Annotated in this window: 20 protein-coding genes; 11 read left to right on the top strand and 9 right to left on the bottom strand. The window is 48.9% G+C overall.

Features of this window, described 5'->3' with window-relative positions; genetic code table 11:
- Both ACXAGX_RS11540 and ACXAGX_RS11535 read right to left on the bottom strand, forming a co-directional pair.
- Positions 1-1,116, bottom strand: coding sequence for a PepSY-associated TM helix domain-containing protein (locus ACXAGX_RS11540; RefSeq protein WP_474838454.1), 1,116 nt, complete (start codon positions 1,114-1,116; stop codon positions 1-3).
- A gap of 4 nt (positions 1,117-1,120) precedes the next feature.
- Complete coding sequence (locus ACXAGX_RS11535; RefSeq protein WP_474838452.1) at positions 1,121-3,187, bottom strand: TonB-dependent receptor; 2,067 nt, start codon at positions 3,185-3,187, stop codon at positions 1,121-1,123.
- A gap of 63 nt (positions 3,188-3,250) precedes the next feature.
- Between ACXAGX_RS11535 and ACXAGX_RS11530 the strand changes: the two genes are divergently transcribed.
- From ACXAGX_RS11530 to ACXAGX_RS11510, 5 genes are all read left to right on the top strand, one after another.
- The gene (locus ACXAGX_RS11530; protein WP_474838450.1) at positions 3,251-4,201 is read left to right on the top strand and encodes a LysR family transcriptional regulator; all 951 of its coding nucleotides are present in this window, start codon (positions 3,251-3,253) and stop codon (positions 4,199-4,201) included.
- A 100-nt stretch (positions 4,202-4,301) separates the two neighbouring features.
- Positions 4,302-4,913 (top strand): LysE family translocator, encoded by a 612-nt coding sequence (locus ACXAGX_RS11525; protein WP_474823887.1) that lies wholly within the window; start codon positions 4,302-4,304, stop codon positions 4,911-4,913.
- Between the two features lie 222 nt (positions 4,914-5,135).
- Positions 5,136-5,594 carry a hypothetical protein gene (locus tag ACXAGX_RS11520; protein WP_474838448.1) on the top strand — a complete coding sequence of 153 codons (459 nt, stop codon included), beginning with the start codon at positions 5,136-5,138 and terminating at the stop codon, positions 5,592-5,594.
- A gap of 749 nt (positions 5,595-6,343) precedes the next feature.
- Positions 6,344-9,409 carry a TonB-dependent receptor gene (locus tag ACXAGX_RS11515; protein ID WP_474823881.1) on the top strand — a complete coding sequence of 1,022 codons (3,066 nt, stop codon included), beginning with the start codon at positions 6,344-6,346 and terminating at the stop codon, positions 9,407-9,409.
- A 208-nt stretch (positions 9,410-9,617) separates the two neighbouring features.
- A complete protein-coding gene (locus tag ACXAGX_RS11510; RefSeq protein WP_070125973.1) occupies positions 9,618-10,265 on the top strand; it encodes a Qnr family pentapeptide repeat protein in 648 nt (215 codons plus the stop codon).
- Positions 10,266-10,459: 194 nt separating this feature from the next.
- Here ACXAGX_RS11510 and ACXAGX_RS11505 read toward each other — a convergent pair whose 3' ends face one another.
- Positions 10,460-11,323, bottom strand: coding sequence for a LysR family transcriptional regulator (locus ACXAGX_RS11505; RefSeq protein WP_474823878.1), 864 nt, complete (start codon positions 11,321-11,323; stop codon positions 10,460-10,462).
- Positions 11,324-11,435: 112 nt separating this feature from the next.
- Here ACXAGX_RS11505 and ACXAGX_RS11500 point away from each other — a divergent pair, with 112 nt between their 5' ends.
- The 4 genes from ACXAGX_RS11500 to ACXAGX_RS11485 all read left to right on the top strand — a co-directional run bounded on the left by ACXAGX_RS11500 (position 11,436) and on the right by ACXAGX_RS11485 (position 12,686).
- Complete coding sequence (locus tag ACXAGX_RS11500) at positions 11,436-11,750, top strand: DMT family transporter (protein ID WP_474823876.1); 315 nt, start codon at positions 11,436-11,438, stop codon at positions 11,748-11,750.
- 339 nt (positions 11,751-12,089) lie between these two features.
- Positions 12,090-12,314: a hypothetical protein gene (locus ACXAGX_RS11495; protein WP_474823874.1), complete on the top strand. Its 225-nt coding sequence runs from the start codon at positions 12,090-12,092 to the stop codon at positions 12,312-12,314.
- Between the two features lie 22 nt (positions 12,315-12,336).
- Complete coding sequence (locus tag ACXAGX_RS11490; protein WP_474838446.1) at positions 12,337-12,543, top strand: hypothetical protein; 207 nt, start codon at positions 12,337-12,339, stop codon at positions 12,541-12,543.
- Positions 12,531-12,686 carry a hypothetical protein gene (locus ACXAGX_RS11485; RefSeq protein ID WP_474838444.1) on the top strand — a complete coding sequence of 52 codons (156 nt, stop codon included), beginning with the start codon at positions 12,531-12,533 and terminating at the stop codon, positions 12,684-12,686. The genes ACXAGX_RS11490 and ACXAGX_RS11485 overlap by 13 nt, the downstream gene beginning before the upstream one ends.
- A gap of 60 nt (positions 12,687-12,746) precedes the next feature.
- Here the strand turns inward: ACXAGX_RS11485 and ACXAGX_RS11480 are convergent, their stop codons facing one another.
- The 4 genes from ACXAGX_RS11480 to ACXAGX_RS11465 all read right to left on the bottom strand — a co-directional run bounded on the left by ACXAGX_RS11480 (position 12,747) and on the right by ACXAGX_RS11465 (position 19,853).
- Complete coding sequence (locus tag ACXAGX_RS11480) at positions 12,747-15,227, bottom strand: TonB-dependent receptor (protein WP_474823870.1); 2,481 nt, start codon at positions 15,225-15,227, stop codon at positions 12,747-12,749.
- Positions 15,228-15,491: 264 nt separating this feature from the next.
- A complete protein-coding gene (locus tag ACXAGX_RS11475) occupies positions 15,492-17,333 on the bottom strand; it encodes a tannase/feruloyl esterase family alpha/beta hydrolase (protein WP_474838442.1) in 1,842 nt (613 codons plus the stop codon).
- Positions 17,334-17,342: 9 nt separating this feature from the next.
- Positions 17,343-18,599: a gallate dioxygenase gene (locus tag ACXAGX_RS11470; protein WP_474838440.1), complete on the bottom strand. Its 1,257-nt coding sequence runs from the start codon at positions 18,597-18,599 to the stop codon at positions 17,343-17,345.
- Positions 18,600-18,602: 3 nt separating this feature from the next.
- Entirely contained in the window at positions 18,603-19,853 is a 1,251-nt protein-coding gene (locus ACXAGX_RS11465) for an MFS transporter (RefSeq protein ID WP_474838438.1), read from the bottom strand.
- A 178-nt stretch (positions 19,854-20,031) separates the two neighbouring features.
- Here ACXAGX_RS11465 and ACXAGX_RS11460 point away from each other — a divergent pair, with 178 nt between their 5' ends.
- Positions 20,032-20,934, top strand: coding sequence for a LysR family transcriptional regulator (locus ACXAGX_RS11460; RefSeq protein WP_474823864.1), 903 nt, complete (start codon positions 20,032-20,034; stop codon positions 20,932-20,934).
- 7 nt (positions 20,935-20,941) lie between these two features.
- On the opposite strand, the gene ACXAGX_RS11455 is transcribed toward ACXAGX_RS11460, so the two are convergent.
- Both ACXAGX_RS11455 and ACXAGX_RS11450 read right to left on the bottom strand, forming a co-directional pair.
- On the bottom strand, positions 20,942-21,643 hold the full coding sequence (locus ACXAGX_RS11455) for a FadR/GntR family transcriptional regulator (RefSeq protein WP_474823862.1): 702 nt from the start codon (positions 21,641-21,643) through the stop codon (positions 20,942-20,944).
- Between the two features lie 128 nt (positions 21,644-21,771).
- Positions 21,772-23,754, bottom strand: coding sequence for a methyl-accepting chemotaxis protein (locus ACXAGX_RS11450; protein WP_474838436.1), 1,983 nt, complete (start codon positions 23,752-23,754; stop codon positions 21,772-21,774).
- A 232-nt stretch (positions 23,755-23,986) separates the two neighbouring features.
- Here ACXAGX_RS11450 and ACXAGX_RS11445 point away from each other — a divergent pair, with 232 nt between their 5' ends.
- Complete coding sequence (locus ACXAGX_RS11445; protein WP_474823858.1) at positions 23,987-25,186, top strand: putative manganese transporter; 1,200 nt, start codon at positions 23,987-23,989, stop codon at positions 25,184-25,186.
- The last annotated feature ends 266 nt before the right edge of the window (positions 25,187-25,452 follow it).

The raw sequence follows: 25,452 nt of genomic DNA, 5'->3' as shown, positions 1-25,452 counted from the left end.
TTAGATATAGCGGGTGCGCAGCATCCAGCGCCAGATACCCAGTACAAAAAGCCCCAGTGTCAGCACGCCGGTGAGTATCCACAAAATCCGGCCTGCAAGGGTAAAGTAGGTGCCGTCATGTAACGGATGCAGCCAGTTCATGATGGTATTCGTCGCACCTTGTTGCTGATAGTCAAAAACCTCCAGTACCTCTCCGGACACGCCATCGATATAAACATAACTGTGAGGGAAGCGGCGGGAAGGGTCGCCTGATACTTGCAAACGAATGCGGTAGTGCGCGCGGGGGCCTTCGGCATCCGGTGTTTCAATCCAGGCGCCTTTACTGTCAGGCAAAGCCCGTTTTGCGATACCCAGTGCCTGTGCTGGAGAAATAACGGGTGGTGCAGACGTGGCATTTTCCGGGGCAAATTTTGCGAACTGCGATTGGCCAAAAACAGGTTCTAGCATAAAGCGGGATTCTGTAGGTAGTGCCAGCATGACGCCAGTCACACAGAGTAGTAGAAGCGGGATAGCACTGAATAAACCTAGAGTTTTGTGCCAGTCGTATAGCAGCCCGATATTATTCGTCTTGCGCTTAAAACGCAGTTGCCTCGCCCATTGTCCCTGTTTGGGCCACCATGCAATCAAGCCACTTATCAGCAAGTACGTGCACGCAAGCCCCAGGTATCCCACTATGATGCCGCCGGTTTTACCCAGCAATAAACGAAAGTGCAGATTGTAAATCCAGGTAACAAAATACTGCCCCCAGAAGTCACGACGTAGAACAGTGGTGCCATCGGCGGTTAGCCACACCATCATAGGTGCAAAGTCTTCTCCTGCCGTCTCTTTTGGATTGTAATAGCGGGCCGGAATAACACCAGCGTCGTTTGTGACTTCAAAGCGCCATGAACGGGTTTTATCAGGGTAGGCCGTACGCAGTGTTTTAAGTGCGGTGTCATAGTCTGGCGAGACTGCAGCTTGTTGTGGCTGCGTAGCGGGTAAATTTAGGGCGCTATCGAGTTCGTTATAAAAAACAAGAATCGCGCCGGAAAGCGCGATGACGGTAAATAGTATTCCTACAGACAAACTCAACCACAGGTGGATTCGTCTGTGAACCTTTCGCCAGTTGATGCCCATGTCGTCAGAACTTCAGCATGACTGAAACTGCGACGGCGCGCCCTTCACCCGGACTATGCAGACTTTGGCTACCATCCCACCAAACATATTCATAATACTCATCAGTTACGTTCTTCAACTCCAGTATCACATCGGTGTTCTCTGATACGCGGTATCGGGCCAGCAGATTCAGCAGAGTAAAGTCACCGAACGTTCCGGCGTTATTGGCAGAGTTCAGTTCGTAATCTGTCTGGCCACGCAATACCGCTGACAGCATGATTTCTTCATTCAGATAATAATCGGCACCGGCAGAGTAAACCCACTCAGGAACATGATCAATATCGTTGCCCGCCAGTTCGGGTTGATCCGGAGCGGGCGTTTCAATTTCGGCTTGCTGCCAGGCTAGCGTTGCCCACAAAGAAAAATCTTTCGATGGCGACCACGAACCCTGCAAATCAATACCTTGCCGTTCAGTGGCCCCCAGGTTTTCAAAATCACCATTTGGATCGTTCAGTCGACGTTTCAGTTCGCCGCTAGCTGTTTGATTCCAAAGCGTAAGGCGGGCACTCGTGCTGGCATCTGATTTGTAGGCGATACCCGCCTCCCAGCCACGGTTTACTGAAGGTTCCAGATTGGTCTGGCGAGGCGGAATAAGATAAGCGCCTGAGCCCACACCAATTTGAAAGGTTTCACCCCAGTTAGCAAATAGGGTAATGGCATCTGTAGGTAACACCGCCACAGACAGTTTGGGCTGACTAATCGTACCGTAGTCATTTACTGGTGCCGTCACATTATTTAACCGGTCCTCAAAATCACCGGTTACTTTATCTACCCGCCATGCAGGAGTTATACGCAACCAGTCTACCGGCGCTATTTCACTTTGAATGTACGCGCCTTTAACACGAAGTCTGAAATGCTGATCTCTGGTTTGGGTGTCGGCAATACGGTTGGTACTCAGGTAGCGGGCGGAAATATTGTCTTGTCCCTCTATGCTGGCACCGGCTTCAAAAAACAGACCACTCAGGCCCGAATTGTGAACAGTAAAAGTTGCCGAAGCCTGCACACCGTAATGCTCTTCTTCGGTGTAACGGTTCTGTTGGCTGACTCCAGCCGAAAAAGTCACGTAGCGGTCGTCTTCAAGCTTGTTCAACCAACTGGTGACTTTGTAAGTAATATTATTCGCTGGTTCGCCGTGCAGTCCCAGGCTGTATTGCTGCATTTCCCGGGTCCCCATATCTGACGCGTTATAGTCATTAGTGGCACGGGGATTTGAATAGGCTATTTCGCGGGTGAGGTAGCCGGCTTCCTGCGCATCGCTGTCGTAATAACGCGCGCTGGCATTTGCAGACAACGTAGAGGAAATGGCATAACCCCATTTGCCCGCAAGACTGGTGCGGTCAAACTCGCCATGATCCCGGTATCCGTCACCCTCTCGATAGCCAATGGCGTAATTCTGGCTGAAATCACCCGATTCGTTTCCAAGTGCTGCCTGTACATCATACTTGCCAAAGCTACCTGCAGACAGTCTTGCGTCGGTGTAATCGCCCCCGGTGCGGGTAATGAAGTTCACATTGCCTGCAATGTTGTGCAGACCGTAGCGTGGGTCAGTCGTGCCCCGCACCAGCTCCAGGGTGGAAATCTCTATGGGTAGGATCATATCGAGATAGGGCATGTTGCCACTGTTTGCGTTTGACGGAATATCATCGATTAATAGTTTGGCCGCATTCACTTCGCCCTCGCCGTTAAATCCACGAAATGAAAGTTTTCCGCTGGTTGTACCCTGGTTAAATTCGGTCAGTACCACACCGGGCATTCTGCCCGCCAACTGCCAGGCGTAATCAATATCTGGTTGGCGAACCGCATCACCGGATAAACGGTCTACAGAGGTAAGCATTCGGCTGGCGTCTGCGGATGCTTTCGCTGTCACCTCAATTCGTTCACCAACAGAAAAGCTTATGTCGCCTTTGCGGTTATTGTCTGCATTTGTCGCATCCGTTTCCTGAGCGTTCAGCGATAACGCGATAAACAAAGTGGAAAGCGGAAAAAGCAAAACGGGAGAAACAGGAAGAAACCGGGCGTTTTTGGAAGGCATAAAATCTCTGACTGAAAGTTTAAAAATCAGCGCGGATTATTCCTTCTCACAGGGTCTGCTACAATGCGACATAATGTCGCACCAGAGCCCGTCATCATGCTCAGAAATACCAACCTCAACTTGCTTCGCACGTTACATGTATTGTTGCAGGAAGCCCATGTGAGTAAAACAGCGCAACGTCTTCATATCACCCAGTCAGCGGTGAGCAGGCAACTGGCGCAGCTTCGGGATATCTGGCAGGACGAGTTGCTGGTACGCAATGGTAATGTGCTTGTCATGACGCCAAAAGCTGAAATGCTGAAAGCGAAGCTCGATACCCTGATGGACGATTTTGATTTGCTATTGGCAGAAACCGTGTTCGACCCTGAAAATTGGTTTGGTGAGCTGGTGCTGTCGTCGAGTGATTATGTCGCCCAGTATGTCATGCCGGACGTATGCAAGCGGCTCAGTATGCAGGCGCCAAACCTGACGGTGAGCTTGCGATTGTGGGAGCCCGAATACATTCACCGGCTCCACGAACTCAATATCGATATCGCTTCCACCATGTTGCCGCATAAACCGGACGGCATTTCTGGTATCCGCATTGGCGCGGACCATTCGGTGCTGGTGATGCACCAGTCACATCCACTGGCTTCAAAAAAGCATGTCACCGTGAATGAACTGATTGCTTATCCGCATATTAAAATTACCGGTGGGGCAGATAAAGATACCTTTGTTGATGACATTCTGCGACAGCAAGACTTACAGCGCCGGGTTCATTTGCGGGTGCCCTTCTTCAATGCGGCATTAAGCCATTTGCAAGTATTCGAAGGGCTAATGGTGATGCCAGAGCACATTGCTGAGAGTTTGGGAGACAGCTGGAATATTGTGTATAAGCCATTGCCTTTCGACGTTGACGAAAACCAGTACTGGCTCATCTGGCATCCAAAATATGATAACGATATCAGACATAAATGGGCGCGGGAGCAGGTAAAAGACGCTATTGCCCATTGCGAAAGCTCAATCCAACTTTGACCGCTTTTCGGTATTACTTTAAATCATAACTGTAATGATATCTTATGATTTCCAGTTATGATTGTGATGCTTCTACAATGCAGGAAATTGGAGGGGCATCATGACCATCGTTGTATTTTTCACTTTATTTTCTGTTTGTTTGTTGGGAGCCATGTCTCCTGGTCCGAGTCTGGCGGTTGTGACTAAACATGCGCTGTCCGGCGGGCGCTTTAACGGGCTTTGTACTGCATGGGCTCATGCGTCGGGCGTTTTCTTCTATGCGTTATTAACCAGTTCAGGGTTGGCCGTGTTACTGCAACATTCACCGGCCTTGTTTAAAGCACTCACCTGGCTGGGAGCCGGGTATCTGGCCTATCTTGGCGTAAAATCGCTGATGTCGAAAGGTGGCATTCAGGCGCAATTACAGTCTGGCAAAAAAGTCTCTGCACTGGCGGCAGCAGGGGATGGCCTGGCAATATCATTGTTCAATCCTAAGATCGCACTCTTTTTTATTGCCCTGTTCAGTCAGTTTATCGGCGTGGCCGACAACATGGCGGAAACCGCGGTTATCGTTGCAACCCCTGCATTAATTGATGGGCTGTGGTACACGCTGATTGCCGTGGTGATGTCCAGTCAGGCGGTAGTGCAAAGGATTCAGGCCAAAGCAGGGATCATTGATAAGGTAACAGGCGGCGTGTTGATTTTATTGGCAGTGAAAGCCGTTTCACTATAAAAACGTGCGAAGACGGCTGTCTGGGAACACTTTCCTTGCAAACGGCAGTATATTCATCTTTGGCAGTAAGATCTGCAAGTCGGCAAAGAGCACGAACATTCAAAAACAAGTCCTTTCAGTGGCGTTCATCATCCAGAATGCTGCCACCGTAACTTGCGGGGTGCTGAAATTTCAGTAAGAGCACTGGCAAGTGATAATCTGACTTTTTACTGGGACGCAGCCTTGCTGGATTCAACTTTCGATGAATTTGCACAGGCATCCTGTACACCAGACTCAACAGAGTGTGGCCCTGATGATGCTTTCGTTGATGCATCCGGGTATTCCACACCACTGGCAGCAGATTTCACATCCACGCTGAAGGCACAGTACGAGCAGGAAATTACGGCAACGGTTTACGGATTCCTTAATGCCAGTGTTTATTACCGGTCTGATATTAATTACGGTATTGCATCGCCTTCAACTGAGCTCGATGCCATCACTACGTTTAACATCAGTGCCGGTTTTGAAACCGATGAAGGCTTACTGGTGTGGATATTCTGTAATAACCGTATCGATGAGAAGTACCCCGTCTCTACGGGCTTTGCTCCCGGTGAAAATAACCGCGGCTTCGCCTCAATCCACCAAACCTGGGGGCTCAGCTCAGTGCGCTCACTCGGTCTGGCTGCCTCCTGGGCATTTTAATCTCATCCAAAGCCAACTCACCGGGAGTTGGCTTTTTCTTTATCGAGATTATCTGTTGCGCGGGTTGTGCCTGGTGGGTGCGGTTTACTTCATCTTCAGAAGCAAATTCAGTTAAACAAAAAACAGCTTTGATGTTGTTAACATACAAAGCTGCTTTAGGAAAAATGGGTCGTTAGGAGGAGGATGACTCAGAAATTTCAGGGGCTTCCTCTTGTTCATCTTTTTCAATAACTTCTGGATTGCACATCGTTAAAAAATCACAAAGAAAATACATCATTTGGATCGTCTCCCGTCTGTAAGTTGTATCGAATATAACGCCTCTTCAATTAATTTACAATAAATTAACTTTGCGCTCACGCACCTTTCTTTTCCAGTCCTGGATTGCCGAGATAACAACCAGAAATTGCTTCATCATCATAAAGTTCAAAAGCATTGAATGAAAAATAGCCGTTTATGGTAACAGCGTGTCGTGATACTGGAATGACCACCGATGTCATTTGTTAAGATTCTTAACAAAATGCTTGCTTAGTAACCAGTGTTTAATATATAACCTAGTTGTTACAATTGATTAACTTAATAGGGGGTTAAATGTAACAATCGCTGCGATTAAGGGAAATTTCAGCGTGAAGCGGAATGTGTGATGGGTATAGCGGCCAATGATCAAATATTGATGACATCGGTGTCAAAGGGCGCTTAATAAGGGACACATATTTCAACTGTGTTAGTTAATTCTTTTTGGAAACCAAGATATGTTTAAAAAAACAAAACTTGCATATGCAGTAGCGGGCACACTGGGCGTTGCCGTTGCTTCTCAAGCGTATGCACAGCAAGCACCAGAAGAAATGGAACAAATCGAAGTAAGGGGCGTGCGCGGTTCCTTATCACAGTCAATGAATGTTAAGCGTCAGTCATCAGGTGTTGTCGATGCTATCTCGGCAGAAGACATGGGTAAGTTCCCAGATACAAACCTGGCAGAATCACTGCAACGTATTACTGGTGTATCTATTAACCGTGTTAACGGTGAGGGTTCTGAAGTAACCGTACGTGGTTTCGGTGGTAACTTTAACCTGATCACGTTAAATGGCCGTCAGATGCCTGCGGCAAACGTTGCATCTATCACCGGTAACTCCGACGACCAGGGTGCTTCCGGTTCTACCCGTTCATTCGACTTTTCTAACCTTGCCTCTGAAGGCGTAAGTGGTATTGAAGTATACAAAACGGGTCGTGCAGCCGTACCGTCAGGCGGTATCGGTGCAACTATCAACATTAACACCATCAAACCATTGTCCCAGGGCGAAAACCGCATGTCCTTTGGCGCGAAAGCGATGAAAGACGAAAGTGGTGAAGGCGTAACGCCGGAACTGAGCGGTATGGGGAATTGGTCTAACGACGACAATACTTTTGGTGTTGCTGTATTCGGTTCTTATCAGGAACGTGATTCCGGTAGCCGGGTGATGAACGTGTCTCAGTATCAGCTGTTTAACTGGGATTCCACTTCACCGGGTACCTTTGGTCTGGTAGACGGTGCTACTGTTACCAATCCGCCCGAAGAAGGTCAGCTGGTGGCGATGCCGCCTAACGTAGGTTATGGCGTAAACGAAGACAGCCGTGAACGTTTGAACGGTATGATCACGTTGCAGTACGCGCCTTCTGAAACATTAACACTTACTGCAGATGCAACTTACGCTAGTAACACCATGGAATCTACGTCAATTACCGACGGTGTGTGGTTTGCTCGTCAGTTCACTGACATGGAATTTGACGGTAACCCTATTGTTGCCACACCTATTCGTTTCAGCGAAGACATCGACGGCGGTAAAGACTTCTTCTTCCAAAACCTGGCCCTGGCAGCGAAAGATGAGATGCACTCATTTGGCTTCAATGCTGATTGGTGGGTATCTGACGAACTGAACCTGCGTTTCGACGTTGCTTCATCAGAAGCGAAAAGTGGTGGTGATGGCCCTTCTGGCAAAAACGTTGTTCGTATGAACGTGGCCGGTGCGACCGCAGGTTGGCAGACGGTTGACCTGTCTTCAGGCTTCCCACAAGTGAGCATTGTGGTTGACGATTCTATTAAAGGTAACAACAACGGTATCTTTGATATGCCGGACGTAGGTCCTCAGGTTGCTCGTGCTATCGAATCTAACCAGAAACAAACTGTTGATCAGTTCCGCTTTGATGGTACCTGGGACCAGGGCGCAGACGTGAAAATTGATTTCGGTATGGGATACATTTCTACTGAAATGAACCAAAACCGTTACGAGTCTGAAGCGCAACTGGGTGGCTGGGGTGTAGCTGATGTTGGCAACATTCCTGAAGGTCTGTTGGAAGTGACTTGTACCGCTTGTGCGTTTGAAGATACTGCAATTACCGGTGTGCCGGGCGCAGATTCGATTGCCGTTCCTGCGGGTTCAACAACCATTCCATTAGGTAGTGTCTCTTTCAAAGGTAATGCCGTTGAATTGGTTGATGTTATTGCACCAATGTACGGTTACACGCTGGATACCTTCAACGCGATTTCTTCTGCCGACAACACTGTAAAAGAAGATATCTTGTCTCTGTACGCAATGGCGTCAATGGACGGTGAACTGGGTGGTTTTGAAACCAACTTAGTTGTAGGTGCGCGTTATGAAAAAACAGATGTAGAGTCTATTTCTTTACAAACTGTACCGCTGCAAATCAACTGGGTATCAGATAACGATTTCCGCATGGTACTGGGTGACGAAACAGAAGCGCTTTCACAGAAACATTCTTATGAAGCATTCCTGCCGAATATCGACTTCTCAATTAACCTGACTGACGACTTGAAAGCCCGTGCTTCTTACAGCATGACACTGGCGCGTCCAGCCTACAATCAGATGTACACCGCTACTACAGTGGGTGCACCTGGTCGTCCTACCTACCTGGGCGGACAAGGTTCTGGTAGCCGCGGTAACGCTGCTCTTGATCCGCTGGAGTCAAATAACTTCGACCTGTCGTTAGAGTATTACTACGGTGATGCGTCTATGGTATCTATCGGTTACTACCGTAAAGACGTAGACAACTTCGTGGGTACACAACAGGTTTCTCAAGGTCTATTCGGGTTACTTGATGCAACTTCAGGTGCACCAGGTACCGTATCTGCTGAAGCGATTGCTGAACTCGAAGCTCGTGGTGTGGAAGTAACAGAGCGTAACTTCTTCACAATGACAGCACTGCTGACTAATCCAGAAAACTTCCCTGGCGGTGCGAGTGAGTTTGAAGAAGGTCAGGCGTTTGCTGATGCGGTATTTGCGTCAAACAACGTTGAGCCACAAGCCGGCGACCCAGAAATGCAGTTTGAGGTTACTCAACCTGTGAACAACCAGAGTGCCCGTATTTCTGGTTACGAATTCGCATGGCAGCACTTCTTTGGTGACAGTGGTTTCGGTTACCAGGCTAACTTCACAATCGTAGACGGTGATATCGGTTACGATGTGGGCGCAAGCCCGGCTATCGAGCAGTTCGCATTGGAAGGCTTGAGTGACAGTGCTAACCTCGTATTAATTTACGAGAAGAATGGTCTGTCTACGCGTGTTGCTTACAACTGGCGTGATGCGTTCCTTGCGGAAGTTAACCGCTCTGTATCATCACAGCGTAACCCGCTGTTCATTGATGAATACAAGCAGTTAGACTTAAACGTGAGCTATGACTTCACTGAAGACTTCACCATGAGCCTTGATGTCATCAACTTACTGGAAGAAGGTCAGCGTCAGTATGGACGTACACAAAACAACACGTTCTTTGTTCAGGAACTGGACAGACGTTTTGTACTGAGTGCCCGTTATAGCTTCTAATTGAATCAGTAACAAAAGTGAAGCCGCACCTGATAGTTGAGCAGGTGCGGTTTATTTATGCGTTTTTAAATTCGCTAACTAACAACCTATTATTGACATTTTAATAGTTCACCTATGTTATTAGCCCATTGTTATCTGAATCTTTGCAGCTTCCGCGTCCCAGATGGGCATTCGTTAAATAGCAAAGCATTATCCATGGAAATCCACTATGCATTACCAGGGCGAGCAGTTTGAGGGAAAACATTTTGATGAAGACCTCGAAGCCGTAAAATTCGAGAATTGCCGGTTTATCGATTGTGACTTTACCCGTGCAAAACTATCAGGCGCAGAGTTTTCCGGTTGTGCCTTTACCACCTCCGACGGCGACAAAGGTTGCAGCTTTTCATTTGCTGATATTCGCGATACCAGCTTCCGAAATTGTCGTTTGGCACTGGCCAGTTTCCGTGGCGCCGACGGATTCGGCGCTGAATTCAGAGACTGTGATTTAAAAGGCGCTGATTTTAGGCAGGCGTCTTTTGCTAACTTCATTACCACAAAATCTTACTTCTGCTCAGTATTCATTACCGGCTGTAACTTAAGTTATGTTGACTTCGAGGGGCAGCTTTTCGAAAAATGCGAACTCTCAGAAAACATTTGGCGCGGCGCGAATCTCAGCGGCGTGAGTATGGATGGTGCAGACCTCAGTCGTGGAGATTTTTCTTCAGACAGCTGGGGCACATTCAGCCTGAAAAACTGTGACCTCCGCCATGTGGATTTACATGGCCTCGACATTCGCAGAATGGATTTAACCGGCGTGAAAATTTGCGACTGGCAACAGGAATCCCTGCTCAGTCCTCTTGGGTTGGTGGTGAGCTAGAGATAGAAACAACGCATAACGAGAGCAGTAGCTGACGCAGAACGTATATCACCGCCTTCAGAAGCAAAGCTTGTATGGAATATGAGCGTCAGATTGGCTTCACACATTCACACAACGATAGGGTGAATTGGGAAACGCATCGGGGGCGTTAGGGAAACAGGGAACCAGTGGCTTTTCTTTCGTGATCTGCCAAATCAAAACTCAGTTGCCAGCGTCCTCTTTAACTCATTACTGAACCATTGCACCACGGGCCCGTGCTGGCGTCCCCGTGGCGTGATGATGTCTACCGGCACGCTCCAGGTTTTATGATCAAAAACCATGTCCATTTGCGTAAGTTTGCCGGTTTTCAGCGCATCTTTTGCCATAAACGCTGGCAAGTACGCCCAGCCAATTCCCTGCAGAAGTAGTGACAGTGCGTGCTGGTAGCCTGAACACCACCACACGTTAGATGCCATGCTGATTAAGAATTGAGATTCACGTTTTGCGCTGCCGCGAACGGCTATCTGTTTGTGCTGTAGCAGTGACGTTGAAGATATCTTGCAGGCATCTGCGAGGGGGTGTGACGGGTGACACACCGCGATAAAAGGTACATTGGCAACGAAGAAGAAGTCTGTGGTTTTCATGGATTCAATTTCCGAAAACATGAGACCCAAGTCAATATCACCGTTTTCAACGGCGAGAGCGATATCATGAGAAGGAAGGGTAGCGAAGTCTAATTCCAGTGTAGAAAACCGGCTTTCTAGTCTGGCTATTAACGCATAAATGGCAGGTGTCAGCATGCCGTCGTCGATGGCGATACTCAGCCGCGTTTCCTGAGACTGACTGATTGCCGCGGCTGTTTTCGACAGCTCATCAGCTTGCACTAACAGACCCTGGGCCATTTTCAGTAAGCGTGTTCCTGCTTCCGTGAGTATAGGTTGTCTGGATGTGCGGTCGAACAATGTCACGCCTAAGTCAATTTCAAGGTTATTGATTGCCTGACTTACCGCCGACTGCACTTTCCCTGACTTGCGGGCACAGGCAGAAAACGAGCCTTGTTCTGCGGTGATAACGAACATGCGGATATACTCAAGGTTTAACATATCAGTAAAAGTGATGGTTGCTAACTGGTCTTCATTATAAATAAAGATAGTATGCCGCCCAATAGTTCATCATTTAATGAGGAAAACGATGAGTTGGATTTATCTGGTGCTGGCAGGGTTAACCGAAATTGGCTGGCCTCTAGGCCTGAAGTTATCTCAAAGCGGTCAGTATAAATGGGGTGGCATCGCCATGGCGATTGCATTTATGGGTGTCAGCGGTTTCTTACTGTATCTGGCACAACGGGATATTCCTCTGGGCACCGCGTATGCCGTATGGACCGGCATAGGCGCTGCCGGTACGTTTCTGGTGGGCGTTTTTGCCTTTGGCGACCCAACATCACTGCTGCGCTACATCGGCGTATTTTTGATTATATCGGGTGTGGTGCTGCTGAAAGTAGGATGAAAAATGTGAGGTGAATATCACCTCACGGTCAAATGCTATGATGGCAGTCTGAGTACTTAATCGCCCGTGGTAGCCACTAAGCCAAGAGTAACGCCAGTAAAGCCACCGGCTGAGGCTGTACTGAGATAAGACGTTTCGCCATGCCAGGGAAGTGTGTGTAACATTATCGCTGTTTATGTTGCTGCCTGATACCCAGGTAAGCAGGTAATCCTTTTTCACTGAGTTTACTCGAGGTGGCGGTTATCGTGGTCCGGTTGTCGGGACCAACGGCGTTGTGTTTGTAGTCGTTTGAGAAGAAACAGCAAAGGGAACTGCGTTTTTAGCGAATCAATTTTCTCTTTGGGTGAGAGCGGTTTTTCCGATATTTCGACCCGTGTAGCCGGTGTTAACCTGGCGCTTAACGAAAACTGGGCAGTGCAAACCAGTTATCTGGATTTGAATATCGGTACCCTGAATAAACAGCAGATTGAGGTGGCTTCTATCCGCGCAGCGTATTCCATTAATAACAACTGGCAAATTGGGACGGGGGGTACAGCACAAACGGGTTGCGAGTTGGGGAAGTGATGACACGCCGATTTTTTGGGAAGTGAGTGATATTGTCTCTACCACTAACGAAACCGCACCGCTGATCTTCACCCGCTATATCCTGCCCGGCAGCGCGCCAGGTGAACAATGGCAAATGGGCATGTCGTATGTCCGCGGAAACAGAGAAAGAACTATGGAAAGTAGCGTGGTTTATCAGCCTCACCCCGGTTGGCTGGTGGGGCGCACTACAAAAATGTGGATAACCTGATTGATAATGCTTCGTCAGATATCATCAAATTTACCGTGGGCCATAACTTTACTGACAACGCCAGTATGCAGCTGATTTTTGAAACTGACCTTACCAATGGTGGTACGCCTACCGCGAATATCTTTGGTGTGTGGGTGTTTTGATAACAAGAGAGGTGCGCTTAAATCAGCGCACCTTTATCACTGTAGATAAGTATTCGCTTATCAGAACTCGTAACTTAAATTTGCGAATACCATTCTTGGTCTGGCGTAGGCGGCTTCAGCATAGCCACTGCCTGAACCTAATGATGAGTTACCAGATACGCGGTAAATCTCATCGGTGGCGTTATTAATGCCCAACGCTACCTTCCAGTCCATATCCGGCGACTCGATAACTACCGAAATATCAACCAGCGTATAGGCATCGTTTTGCGCAATGGCTTCGGTGTTTGCCGCATCAAAATATACCGGGTCGCTGTAGGAAATATCAATGCGAGGCTGAATACCGTAGCCGTCAATTTCGCCGTAGTAACCAATACCGATATTCCCTTGTAATTCAGGCGCGAAAGGTAACTGATTGCCTTCTGCGGGCCCTGCACTTACCGGGCGGCCGGGTACTTCTATTTGAACCGCTTCATCAATAGACGTATCGAGGTAGCCTAAGCCGCCTTCGATAATCCAGTTATCGTGAGGGATCCAGGTGAATTCCAGTTCGGCACCATCAATGGAAGCCTTTCCTGCATTGAACAGCCACGGCGCAATGAATACCCGGTAACTGAATTGTAGGTTCGAATAGTCAGAGCTGAAAACCGCACCGTTTAAGCGGAATTCGCTGGTAATGTCAGATTTAAAGCCTAATTCATAGGTTTTCACTTCTTCCTGATCGAACAGGTGTCCGGCGTCAAGGTCAGACTGCTCAAGGGCGAAGTTAAAGGTTGAATTCCAACCGCCGCCTTTAAAGCCTTCGGAATAGCTGGTGTACACCATGGTGTCTTTGGATACCGTATAGCTTAAGTTCGCCGCCACTGTGGTGGCCGAGAAGTCATGTTCATACAGCTTCTTTTCCAGGTATTTGGTGTCCGGGTCGGCGTAATCGAACTGATCAGGAATTGAGCCTTTGGTTTCTGAGGTATAACGAATACCGAACGTACCGGCCAGCTTGTCGGTGAGGTCATAAGTGGCCTGAGCAAAATAAGCCATGGCTTCGTTATCGGTGATATTGTTGTCGCTGTCGAGGTGGCAACGGTTTGTGCCTTCCCCACAGGTAAAGCCGTCACCTCGGTCGCCTACCTGTACTGTCAGAATGTCCGTCACTTTTTCAGTGTAGTAAAACGCCCCGACAATGGCCGACAGGTCATCACCGGTGTAAGTCAGTTGCAGTTCCTGACTGAACTGGTCGCCTGAGGAATCAAAATCGGTGTGCAGGATAGTAAATGGCGTGTTGTCAGCATCCCGTTTGCCGGTCCAGGCTAAGTCGCGGTATGCCGTAACAGATTTAAGCTGCAAGTCGCTGTTTATGGCATATTCGAGGTGTAGAGATGTCCCCCAGTTTTTCAGTTCACTGCCAACTTCTGCGGTGCCATTGCTGGTAAACGGGCCGCTGTTCCACTGATTGTTCGCACAGGCCGAATCGGTATTCTCACCCACGTAACCACGGGGACCACCGCCCACCGTCACAAGACCTGAAACGTCCAGCGCCGAGCCTTCAGCGGTCGTGACCGGGCGGCCAGGAGGACCAGGCAGTGCAACCCAGGCGTCGCTGCAACCTGCCGCTACACTCTGGTTTGCTGCAAACCAGCCGGGGTTGGCCGCCGCGCCAGTTTCATTCACGTCGTTATTGTTGTTGTAACCGGCAAACACCAGCGGAGAGCCGTTTTCATCGGCTTCGGTGTAGTCAAAATTTAGCTTAGCGGTAAAGTTACCGGCGGGTTCGTATAAAAATTTAGCCGTTGCAGTGGTGTTATTGGTGTCACCTAAATCCAGACCGTCGTAGGCGCGGGTAACATAGCCATCCTGCTTTTTCGTACCAAGGGTGAAGCGGCTGAACAAGTCATCTGCTAAGGGTATATCCACTGCACCGGAGAGTTCCATTAAGCTGTCACTGCCGATGCCGGCTTTGACTTTGCCCCCAAATTCATCGCCGGGTTGCTGCGTATTAATGATAACCGCGCCACCAATAGTGTTGCGACCAAACAGGGTACCTTGCGGGCCGCGTAGTACCTGAACACTTTCGATATCTCGCATTTCCATGGTGCCGCCGACGGATTGTCCCATGTACACATCGTCAATGTACAACCCGACGCCCGGATCCGTATTGGCCCTTGAGCTGATTTGTCCTACGCCACGAATAAACACAACCGAAGAATTATTGTTACCTGCTAAAGGCGCATTATTAGTAAATTGCAGGTTAGGGGTAATTTTGCCGATGTCGTCAGTACCGGAGATTTGGCGGCGTTCCAGAGCATCGCCGTTGAATGATGTCACTGAAATAGGCACTTCCTGCAAGTTTTCAGTCACTTTACGGGCAGTTACCTCTATGGTTTCCAGTTTATATTTGCCCTGATTTTGGTTGTCATCAGTTTGTGCCGACGCACCGAGGCTTGTCAGTCCGCCATGCAAAGCAATGGTCACGGCCACAGCCAGACCTTTGCGGGAAAATAATACCGCACCGGGAGAGCGCGCTTTCTTCGTTTGGGTAGGATTCATGGTTACACCTGCTCATGGTTTTATGTATTTTTGTTTTTGTCTGGTTAGGCAGCAGAAACTGCGATCTCCAGACTTGTCTGAAATGTTAAAACCGTTAACTTGGTGTAACAATTGGCCGTATTGAAACAGTTTGTTCGCCGATGGGAAACAATGGCGGGGATAATATGCGGTGATAAAAAAGCCTCGAATCTCTGGGAGATGACGAGGCTTAATTCACTGTCAGATTGTTGCTGGTGCAAACAACAGCACAGCAGGGAAGCAAATTTAGTGTGCGGCTTTTTCGCAGCGAAATGAACCTTCAATCACGCTGCAGTTCAGTTGGCTATCGGGCTTGAAAAAGCGATTGCCTGCCCAGTCATAATAGGGCATAGATGGCTCCGTAACCGGTTTGTAATTTGCCGCTACGCGCCAGTCGCCTTCGCCAGTGTACGCTGCAACTGTTGGGTAGGGGTAAACGGGCCAGCTTCGTTTCACATAGTTAACGTCTACCACCGTCGCGGCTTTTCCGTCAGGTGAACCCATTATCGCTGGGGCTTTTGGCTTATCGTCTTTTCGGGGCGGGCCGGCATGCTGTTTACCTGCGGTGCCGTCATGACTGGCAATAATCACCTCTGGCTTTATGCCCTGTTCTACCCACGCCATCATTGGGGTGAGTAAATCGAAATCATGTGGACCCGTGCCGCCATCGCAATGATACATGCCCGGAAATAAATAGAGCTGCATAAAATCACCAACGTCCTTGCCGCCGGAAGATACCTTTTTTGCCGCTTCATAATAGGTAACCGTATTTACCGGAGAAATATGCGGGTCCTGCATTCCGTGCCAGATGATCAGCTTACCGCCGCGCTCACGGAAGGCATTGATATTAGGGTTTGTGCCGCTGTACAAACCGTTCAGAGGCCTTATTTTATTGAAGTTGTCTTCGGTGAACTGAAAATCATCGAGGGTGTATTCTGAAGGTGGATTATGTTGATAAATCAGGTTTTTAATCGCACCATCAGCAATCATTGTACTGAATATCTGCTCGCTGCCTGCCCGCGGCACATATACGCCAACCCAGGACAGTTCAGAGCCAGGTTGTGGGCCGCCCAACGTTAATGCCTTTCCGGTGGCGGGATCTTTCGGGCCGTCGTACAGTTTTTTCGCGGCATCTATTTTTTCCTGTGTCAGGCAGTTCTCGCTGTCACCTTCCTTGCATAGGGTAACCTGCGGATCAAAGTCACACTGGAAAGGCTGTGCAATAATGCCGTCTTTAAGTCCGTCTTGTTTGTCACAAGCCGCGACGGCTGCGTTATAAAGTACCGGCATATCTGCTGCGTGTAAGATGGCGTTTCCGTCGGCACCGGTATTCGAGCGTGCCTGCCAGCCGTGGAAGAAGCTGTTCTGCACAGAAAAGTTCATTGCCGGCGCACCGGCGATGATGCCGTCAAAGTCATCCGGATAACGCTGTGCTTCAACCAGCGCTTCCCGACCACCATCAGAGCAGCCGTTGAAGTAGGCGTACTTTGCGGGCTGGCCGTAGTATTCTTCTATCAGTGCTTTCGACGCCAACGCGGTAATATGCACACCGCGATAGGCAAAATCGATGCGCTTCTGCGGGTCCTGGCCAAAATCGCCGCCCATACCCGAGTGCCCCATGTCTGTACTGGCTAACACAAACTCATCAGATTTCACGGCAGTACAGCCGTCGGCAGCACCAATATTCATGTTTATCATACCGCATAGACCACCGCAGCCCAGTTGCATAAAGCGCTGCGTCCAGGCATCTTTTGGCAGCGTCACTTTGAACCCCACTGCAGGCGCCATGGTGCCTTCAACCACGCAGCTTGTTTTGCCGTTGGCGGTTTGCTCTGACGCCGATGTGATCTTGCTACCTTCACCTCCGATTTCAGTTAAATCGAACGTCAGCAGACTTTCACAGCTCGCTACTGGTGTAACGATGTTCAATGATGGTGGAGAGTTCAGTGATGATGTGGAATCCGCAGCGGGTAGTTCGCTTTTAGCTTCTGATTTCTTATCAGTTGCCTGCTGACCGCAGGCGCTGAGAAAGGCACTGAAAATAGCAATACAAGCGACGACCAGTGAGGTTTTGTGTCGATAAAACATAAGCGTTCCTTATTTGTTTTTGCCCGATACCGAATAGGTCATCGCGACTTTCCGAGTTTCCAAAAACGCTTCCAGTGTTTTTCCACTCATTTGTGCGTACACATCCAGGTTGGTCATACCCAGTACTGCCGCCATCTTTTCCAGACTGAAGAAGATTACGCCATAATGAATAAGACCAATCCAGTCTCGCTGATCAAGCAGTTCACACTCCTGCTCTGATAAGTCGAATTCTTCAAATAATGCCTGTGGCTCATTAACAAAGCGCTGGCGATGTGCAGGTTCGATGAGACGATGCAGGAAGTCATTGAGGCGATACGCACGATGAGAGACTTCCAGCGTAAACGGGTGCGTGCCCTCAATCTGCTCAACGTTTTTCAGCTGATGGCCAACGTGAATACGATGTGCTTCTCTGGTGGCTTCACTGGTGTGGCTTTGATTTTCAAAAATAATGGTGGCCATATTGGTCATCGACGGGCAGTGGGTGGTTTTATGCACGCACGTAACATTAGAAGATAACGCGCCGCGCATAATTAACCACATAATAACTTCCGCGCCTTCCATCCCACCAAGTTCTGCGTACTGCGCATGCGTGATGTGGGTCAGCGCTTCGGGATCGTGTTCCAGTAAGGTCAGAAATTTCTCATCCCAGGCTTCATTATTAAAACCACAGCGCTCACCGTGCACCTGATGCGACAGACCGCCGGTTGCCACAATCGCCACATCAAGATCTTCAGGGTAACTTTCAATGGCTTTACGCAAAGCTTTACCGAGGTTGAAACAGCGCTTTGCGGTGGGTATTGGAAATTGCAATACACCCACCTGAAGCGGCACAACCGCACCTGACCAGGCGTTACCGCGGTCAGTCATCATGGAAAGTGGCGAGAACATGCCGTGATCAACGGGTTTGTTTTGAAAAAAAGACAAGTCAAATTCATCGGCAAACAAAGAGTGGCCAATATGCCTGGCCAATTCAGCATGTCCGGCTACAGGCGGATACTCGCGGGGACCACCACCCTCATCAGCGGTTTCGTATTTTGAGTCGACACCTAGAACAAAAGGCGAGTAGTGGTCGAAAAAGAAAGAGGTGATATGGTCGTTATAAATCACAAACAGGACGTCAGGCTGTTTCTCTTCCAGCCAGGCGGTGACGGGCTCAAAAATGTCAAATGTGCCGGTCCATTGAGCGTCTGCTTTGGTGTGTCTGTCTTTTGCGAAGCCAATGGTTGGCGTGTGAGAGGCACCGATGCCGCCAATAATTCTGGCCATGATTCAGTCCTTTTTAACGGGTTGATGATTAATTTTGAGAATGGTTGCTGTGGCGACCAGCAGGGGAATACTGAAGATAATGAACATCCATCCCACGGGAATGCCTGCGCCAATCAGAACACCGGCCAATGCAGGGCCACTGACGGCACCAACGCGTCCAGCCCCGATTGCCCAACCAACACCGGTGGTTCTGATCGACGTGGGATAGAGGCGGGCCGCCACAGCATATAAACCGGTGAAACCGCCTTGCACAAAAAACATCAGAACAAAAATGGCAACGATGGCGCCGGCCACATTCATGTCGACAGTGCCATACATCACAGACGCGATGGCACCTAAAATGAAGAACACTGAAATAACCCTGATAAGCCCCATTTTTGAAGACAGCCATCCCAGCAGTACAGAGCCAAAGAATGCGCCCAGGTTTAATGAGATCCCCGCCAGCATGGCATCTTCTACGGGGAGTCCGGCATCAACGGCAAGTTTCACAACCCAGCTCAACAGAAAGTAGAGGCTGGCAAAAGCCATCATGAATGCTAGCCACAGCAGCAGCGTAGCACTGCGCAAATTGCTTGTGAGCAGAGCGGATAGTCTGGCAGAGGTTGTGGCTTCGGCTTCGACACGGGGGAGGCTGGACACCACAGTATGCCTTAAGCTGAGTAAAATACGGTTTACTTTTTCCAGAGCCTTGGCTGGTTGCCGTGAAATTAAGAAATCCAGCGACTCGGGTAATAAAAACAGGGCCAGCGGTAGCGCACACAGAGATATCAAAGCGGTCACTTCAAACAGTGGCTGCCAGCCCCATTGCGGCAGAATATGTGCTGCCATAAAGCCGGCGATAATTGCGCCTATGGGATAGCCGGCGTGAAGGATGAGAATTGCCTGATTCCGGTATTTATCTGGTGCATATTCCGACACCATCGAGGTGAGGCTTGCCAACATTGAGCCAATGCCGAGACCCGCCACAAAGCGGAAGAAGGCCAGTTCGATTACTGAATCTGAAAGGGCAGTAAGCCACATGCCTGCGGTGATGGTGCAAATGCTACCGACGATAATTTTCTTGCGGCCCAGCTTGTCAGAGTAGGGGGAAACGAGCACAGCGCCCAGTGCCATGCCCACCAGAGCGGCACTAAACACAATGCCTAGCGCACCCGGTGACACATCCCAGGCATCAGAAATGAATGGCGCGGCGAATGAAATAACCAGCACATCCATGCCGTCTAACATGTTTAACAGGAAGCAAATTCCCAGCACTCGCAGATGGAGTCCTGTAAGCCGTGGTGTATTTATAATTTTATTCAGATTCATGGCTACAACTAATTACTTGCTTTCGAAGTAGAGTGGATGTTATTAGTGTTAAGATGTTGTAACAATCTGTTCAAAAGAAACGCATTGTTCGCATTTGGGAAACAATGAAAAGTAGGTGCTGGCAGTGGAAAGAAAGTGGAATATTGAACATTTACCCGTGTTTGTTCAGGTGGCTGAAACACTGGGGATCTCTGCCGCTGCCAATCAATTGGATTTGCCGAAATCCTCAGTCAGCAAAATCATCAGTCAGCTGGAAAAAGCCCTTGGTGTAAGGCTGCTGGAGCGAAATTCGCGAAACGTACGTCTGACTACAGAAGGCGAGGTGTTTTATCGCGAAAGCATCCGTATTCTGGAGCAGGTTGATGAAGCCTCACACACCATGCAGGGACTTGTGAGCCACCCATCTGGCCGCCTCACAGTGGCAATGCCCATCGCCTTTTCCAGAGAAATTATGGCACCGCGGTTAAGTGAGTTTGCCGCGCTTTATCCTGATATCGCTCTTGAAATCGTGGTCACGAATCAGGCGCTGGATATCATCAAAGAGCAAATCGATCTGGCGGTGGTGGTCGGTGCGCTTAACGACTCAGATTTGATTGTGAAAACGCTGTACCACAGCCGGTTGTGTTGTGTTGCTTCTCCTACATACGTACAGGCAGAGGGACTGCATGACGAAATGGTTAACCTGCAGTCTCACGTCCGAATTGCAGAGTCTCGATATGCCATGCGTCGTTTCCCGATAAGAATCGATCAAACCAAAAGTCAGATCGATTTATATTCAAAGGTGTTCCGGGTGAATGATCCACTTTCGGTAAGGGATGCGGTAATTAGCGGTTTTGGCGCTGGGCTAGTGCCTTATCAGTATTGTAAAAAACAACTGGCAGATGGCACGCTGAAAGAAGTGTTCCCCAAAGTGAACTTTGATGTGACCGCCGCGACACTCTCGGTGATTTACCCTACACGCAGGCTGCTGTCTAACAAATCCCGGGCATTTATCGATTTTCTTACCGATACCTGTAACGCCATTTAGCCTTTCTCTATTTATTATCGGTTTCTAGGGCATTCATGTCTTGCTCAATCGCATTGGAGATATGAACATACATCGCCAATCTTGCGCGGGAAGGATCTCGTGCTTTAAGTGCGTGATAAATTTTGCGATGTTCGTCAACGTACGGGTGAACGCCTAAATCACGGAGCCGCTGGTGAAAGGTGGAGCTGAGCGCTGATTGGTTGCGTAATCCCCACAACCATTTCACGTAAGATTCCAGTGCACTGTTGCCCGTCGCGCTGGCGATGGTGCTGTGAAAGCGCTCGTCAGCCTGCTCTTTTTGTTTTTCGCTGGCTTCACTGTTGTCCATTGTGCAAATCGCCTCTTCTAAATCAGCAAGCTGTTCATCGCTAATCCGAGCTGCGGCTAAACTCACCACTTCCGGTTCAACTAATAAACGGGCTTCAAGTACTTCGAAGGGGCCAGGGGCATCGTCGAGTTGCGCACCATTGAGTTCGTGTTGTTCAAGGGCGTAAATACCTGAACCTGTGCGAATTTCTACCAAACCAGCAATTTCAAGGGCGATCATGGCTTCGCGAATGGTGGGGCGACTTACTTCAAAGCGTACCGCAAGATCGCGCTCAGATGGCAGACGGTCACCCGGCTTTATACTTCCTGTGCGAAGCTGCGCTTCGATTTGCGTGGCGACTTCCATGTATAAACGACGGACTTTTACGGCTTCTACTTTCATTATTAAATGTGGTCAGTTAACTAACTAGATTAACTGACAACATTCAACGAGATAGGCCAGAGTGTCAAGCCAATTCCAGTATTGGTGACACATGATAGCTTTGAGGTGTCCATCGACCATTGTCGGTATCAACGCAGGCGGAAATGCCCCATGGTTTTGTCGAGTTCCTGATTATTTTGTCTTAACTCCTCAGCTAGCCGGTTTAATGCCTCTGCCATTTTTGCTTCGTGCGTGGCAGCTTCCTGCACACTTGTTACGTTTTTAGCGATGTCGCGAGCAGTAGTAGATTGTTCCTCTGTCGCTGCAGACATTGAATTTGCCTGTTGCTCCAATTCTTCTGCACGGCGTTGAACCTGTTCTGCTGCCTTTTCACCTTCTTCTGTGGTCGCCAGTGAAGCGGTCGCACGCTCGTTATTACTGTTAATGCCACTAATCACGGCGTTACTTACATTGGTCAGGTTATCAAGCAGATCGGATATTTTGTCGGTGGACTCACGACTGGCCGTGGCGAGTTGGCGCACTTCGTCAGCAACCACAGCAAAGCCACGCCCGTGTTCACCGGCTCTCGCTGCTTCAATGGCCGCATTCAGCGCAAGTAAGTTAGTCTGCTCTGAGAGTTTATTAATGGTATTGATAATACTGCCAATTTCGGACATTTGTTGCCCCATGGTTTGCGCTTGCGCAGACACCTCGTCCATCTCTTTGGTCAGCCCTTGCATGGCAGATTTGATATTGCGGTTGGCTTGCAAAGAACTTTGCGCAATGTCCTTCAATTGTTGGCTGGCATCTAAGGTGTTAGAGGTCGCTCGGGCGATTTCTTCACTGGTGGCCGCCATTTCCTCTATAGCTGAAGAGATTGTCATTGCACGGCTCGAAGTATCGTCGGCATCATGCAAAATCACTTCCGTCGACCTATATAAATCATCGCCAATCCGGTTCGAAACAATCAACGATTCTTTCAGATGCACAATGAGATCTTTAATATTGGAAATGGTCTTCTCAATGTAAACAGAAATGACACCCAGCTCGTTATCACTGTTCAGTTGCGGGCGGACGGTGAGATCGCCGTCACTGGCTCTATTCAGATTGTCAGATAAGCTCTGAAGTTGTTTCGATAGCATTGAAATCATATAGAAATAAATACCGCCGATTAAAACCGTAACAATAATAGAAAGCACTATGATTGTGATAAGCTGGAAATCCGCATCGCTGGCTTTCTTTTCTGCAGTGTTTCCAATGGTGCGCCACTGTTCGTCAAGGAGGCCTTTTACCGCGCCGATTTGTTGTGTGGAAGCTTTAAACCAATCGGCTGATGATGGCAGTACGGTGTAATCCACATTGCCTTTCTGAAGTGCCGTTACAACACTTTCCATAAGCCCGCTGTTAGACGAGTCGGAGACATTTGAAAACGCGGTAAGCTCCTGGCCGGATAAAATGTTCTTAAGCTGTCGGTGAATATAGCCAATGTCATTGCTATAACTGCTGATGTCAGATAGCGCAGCCTGACTTAGCGATTGCTTAGCTAATACTCCGTTTACTTTGCCACGTACTTGGCCAAGTCGCTCTTTTAGCCAGGCAAACTGCACCGCGTTGGCCAGTTCAGACGCGGCTTGAGCGCTGGAAATATTGAAGGTAAGGGAGGTTACCGCATCCAAGGCGGATTTATTCAGCAGGCTGTAATAGGTAAATGCATTACTGCCATTGCGATTATTAACTTCGCCACGAACCTTTCCTTTCGATTGCAGAATTTTCGACAGCACCGCGGTTTTGCTGGACACCGCAAATTCAGCAGGCCAGTCTTCTTTTAATAGACCTTGAAGTTGCGATTCCGCAACATCGGCCTTGTCTCTTTGTGCAAGCATCTTTGCCCGCGCCTCATCACTGCCAGAGCCAAGAAAGCCCGCCGTCAAGCCACGTTCAACCGCATGGTGATGTGCTGTTTTTTCAAGCGCATCTAAAAGACGAATAAGCTGAATATCCTCATGGGCACCGTTAAGTTTGATAGTTGTGGTAAGAATGTTTTTTCCTACCAAAAACAAAGCGAATAAAAACAGTAATGCGGCACTAAGCAGTGTTAACTGCACAAGCGAAAATCGTTTTAGCAAATTCACGAAACTTTCCTTATCTGGCCTCCGGCCTGTATCGATATGCAACACCACTTAATTTGCTGAAAGGTGTTTTTAGCTAAGTATAGTAAGCGTCAGGAAATCAGCGAGTTTTGCTGAAAATAATAATTCTCCTTACCAGACCGGGTGCAGAAGCGTGCTGCAGCGGTGATCTTCACAAGATGTTCGCGGGTAAATTATTTAGTATTATTTTTTCCGCGCGAAGCGCAATGAATCAATGAGTCAACCCAACAGCACTACGCAGCCGCTAAGACGAAGCGTCGCTTTCCCATTAAATCTGCTGAACAAACGCATTTTAGTACCAGCTTTGGTATTGGGCTTTTTGTTTTGGCCGCTTACCCGTGAAGTAACGACACAGGTGCTCGCTGACGCCTTTTTTCAAGTCGGCGCCTACGTTTACGCATCTTTAGCGGTATATTATTTTTGTACCCAGCGCGTTTCCACTGAAGCAATTAATCGGTTCATAAGTCGCCACCCGCTAACGGAAGTGTTTATTGCGGCGGTGCTTGGTGCGTTGCCGGGGTGCGGTGGAGCAATAATCGTCGTCACCCAATACACTCGTGGTGTAGCCAGCTTTGGAGCCGTGGTTGCCGTGCTAACAAGTACCATGGGCGACGCCGCGTTTTTATTGTTAGCGCAACGTCCGTTAGACGGGCTGAAAGTGATGGCAATTGGTATGGTAGTTGGCTCGATTACAGGGTTGCTGGTGAACCGGTTTCATAATTATCAACCAGAGTCCAACAAGCCCAATGGGAATAGTGGAGCTGATTTACCTGAAGAACAACGATTCCTGAGCAACCGTATTACACGCGTGTCTACCAAGTTTTGGCTCATAGTCTCACTGCCCGCTCTCGCTATTGCGGTGGCATTATCGCTGCAGATTAATCCGGCAGATTTTTTGCCTGTTGATGGTGCGCTGATCACCGCTGTTGGGGCGGGCATGGCGTTAATCAGTTTGCTGCTCTGGGCTATCGACGGCGAGGGAGAAGATTACGCCTCGATGACGAGCGAAGCGCCAACTTCTCAACCGCCAGACTGGAAGCGAAAAGCCGCTTTAGATACGCAGTTCGTACTAGTTTGGGTAACCCTGGCATTTATGCTTTTCGAAATCAGTATGCAGTTATTTGAGTTTGACCTGGTAGACAGTTTCCGTTCGCTGGGAGTGGGGGCTGTAATACTTGCGGTTCTGATTGGATTTATGCCAGGTTGCGGCCCACAAATTCTGGTCACCACGCTTTATCTCAACGGCGCGTTACCGTTTTCCGCCCAAATAGGGAATGCCATCAGTAACGATGGAGACGCCCTTTTTCCTGCCATTGCTTTGTCGCCAAAAGCGGCATTACTAGCAACGGTGTATTCGGGGATTCCAGCGTTTGTGGTGGGGCTGGGCTATTACTACCTGTTTGAAATGCGTTAGTGAACTAACTATGCCCGATAGGATGATGAAATTCATCACATAGTTTAGTTGTCATCCTAGTGAGAAACTCGGTAGCATGTCTATTCTTGCTGGTGTAAACCAGCGAAAAGTCGACCGGGCATCGGCTTTTTCACCACAAGTAAACCGTTCTAACCCGCGCCGACGTATCTACTGCAACCTGCACCCTTGTCTCTGACGCAGGCAATCATTATTTCGGCTTAAGTAAAGCGGGTGAAACCTATACACGAAAGTTAATGTTTGGTAAA

The organism is Alteromonas sp. ABV4_515, assembly GCF_056160345.1.
Note: the sequence above shows the minus strand (reverse complement) of the source record. Positions and strands in the feature narration are given on the sequence as shown.

Bases quoted from the DNA above. Each gene is read 5' to 3' on its own strand.
- ACXAGX_RS11540 (WP_474838454.1), bottom strand. From the start codon at position 1,116: ATGGGCATCAACTGGCGAAAGGTTCACAGACGAATCCACCTGTGGTTG.
- ACXAGX_RS11535 (WP_474838452.1), bottom strand. From the start codon at position 3,187: ATGCCTTCCAAAAACGCCCGGTTTCTTCCTGTTTCTCCCGTTTTGCTT.
- ACXAGX_RS11530 (WP_474838450.1), top strand. From the start codon at position 3,251: ATGCGACATAATGTCGCACCAGAGCCCGTCATCATGCTCAGAAATACC.
- ACXAGX_RS11525 (WP_474823887.1), top strand. From the start codon at position 4,302: ATGACCATCGTTGTATTTTTCACTTTATTTTCTGTTTGTTTGTTGGGA.
- ACXAGX_RS11515 (WP_474823881.1), top strand. From the start codon at position 6,344: ATGTTTAAAAAAACAAAACTTGCATATGCAGTAGCGGGCACACTGGGC.
- ACXAGX_RS11510 (WP_070125973.1), top strand. From the start codon at position 9,618: ATGCATTACCAGGGCGAGCAGTTTGAGGGAAAACATTTTGATGAAGAC.
- ACXAGX_RS11505 (WP_474823878.1), bottom strand. From the start codon at position 11,323: ATGTTCGTTATCACCGCAGAACAAGGCTCGTTTTCTGCCTGTGCCCGC.
- ACXAGX_RS11500 (WP_474823876.1), top strand. From the start codon at position 11,436: ATGAGTTGGATTTATCTGGTGCTGGCAGGGTTAACCGAAATTGGCTGG.
- ACXAGX_RS11480 (WP_474823870.1), bottom strand. From the start codon at position 15,227: ATGAATCCTACCCAAACGAAGAAAGCGCGCTCTCCCGGTGCGGTATTA.
- ACXAGX_RS11475 (WP_474838442.1), bottom strand. From the start codon at position 17,333: ATGTTTTATCGACACAAAACCTCACTGGTCGTCGCTTGTATTGCTATT.
- ACXAGX_RS11470 (WP_474838440.1), bottom strand. From the start codon at position 18,599: ATGGCCAGAATTATTGGCGGCATCGGTGCCTCTCACACGCCAACCATT.
- ACXAGX_RS11455 (WP_474823862.1), bottom strand. From the start codon at position 21,643: ATGAAAGTAGAAGCCGTAAAAGTCCGTCGTTTATACATGGAAGTCGCC.
- ACXAGX_RS11445 (WP_474823858.1), top strand. From the start codon at position 23,987: ATGAGTCAACCCAACAGCACTACGCAGCCGCTAAGACGAAGCGTCGCT.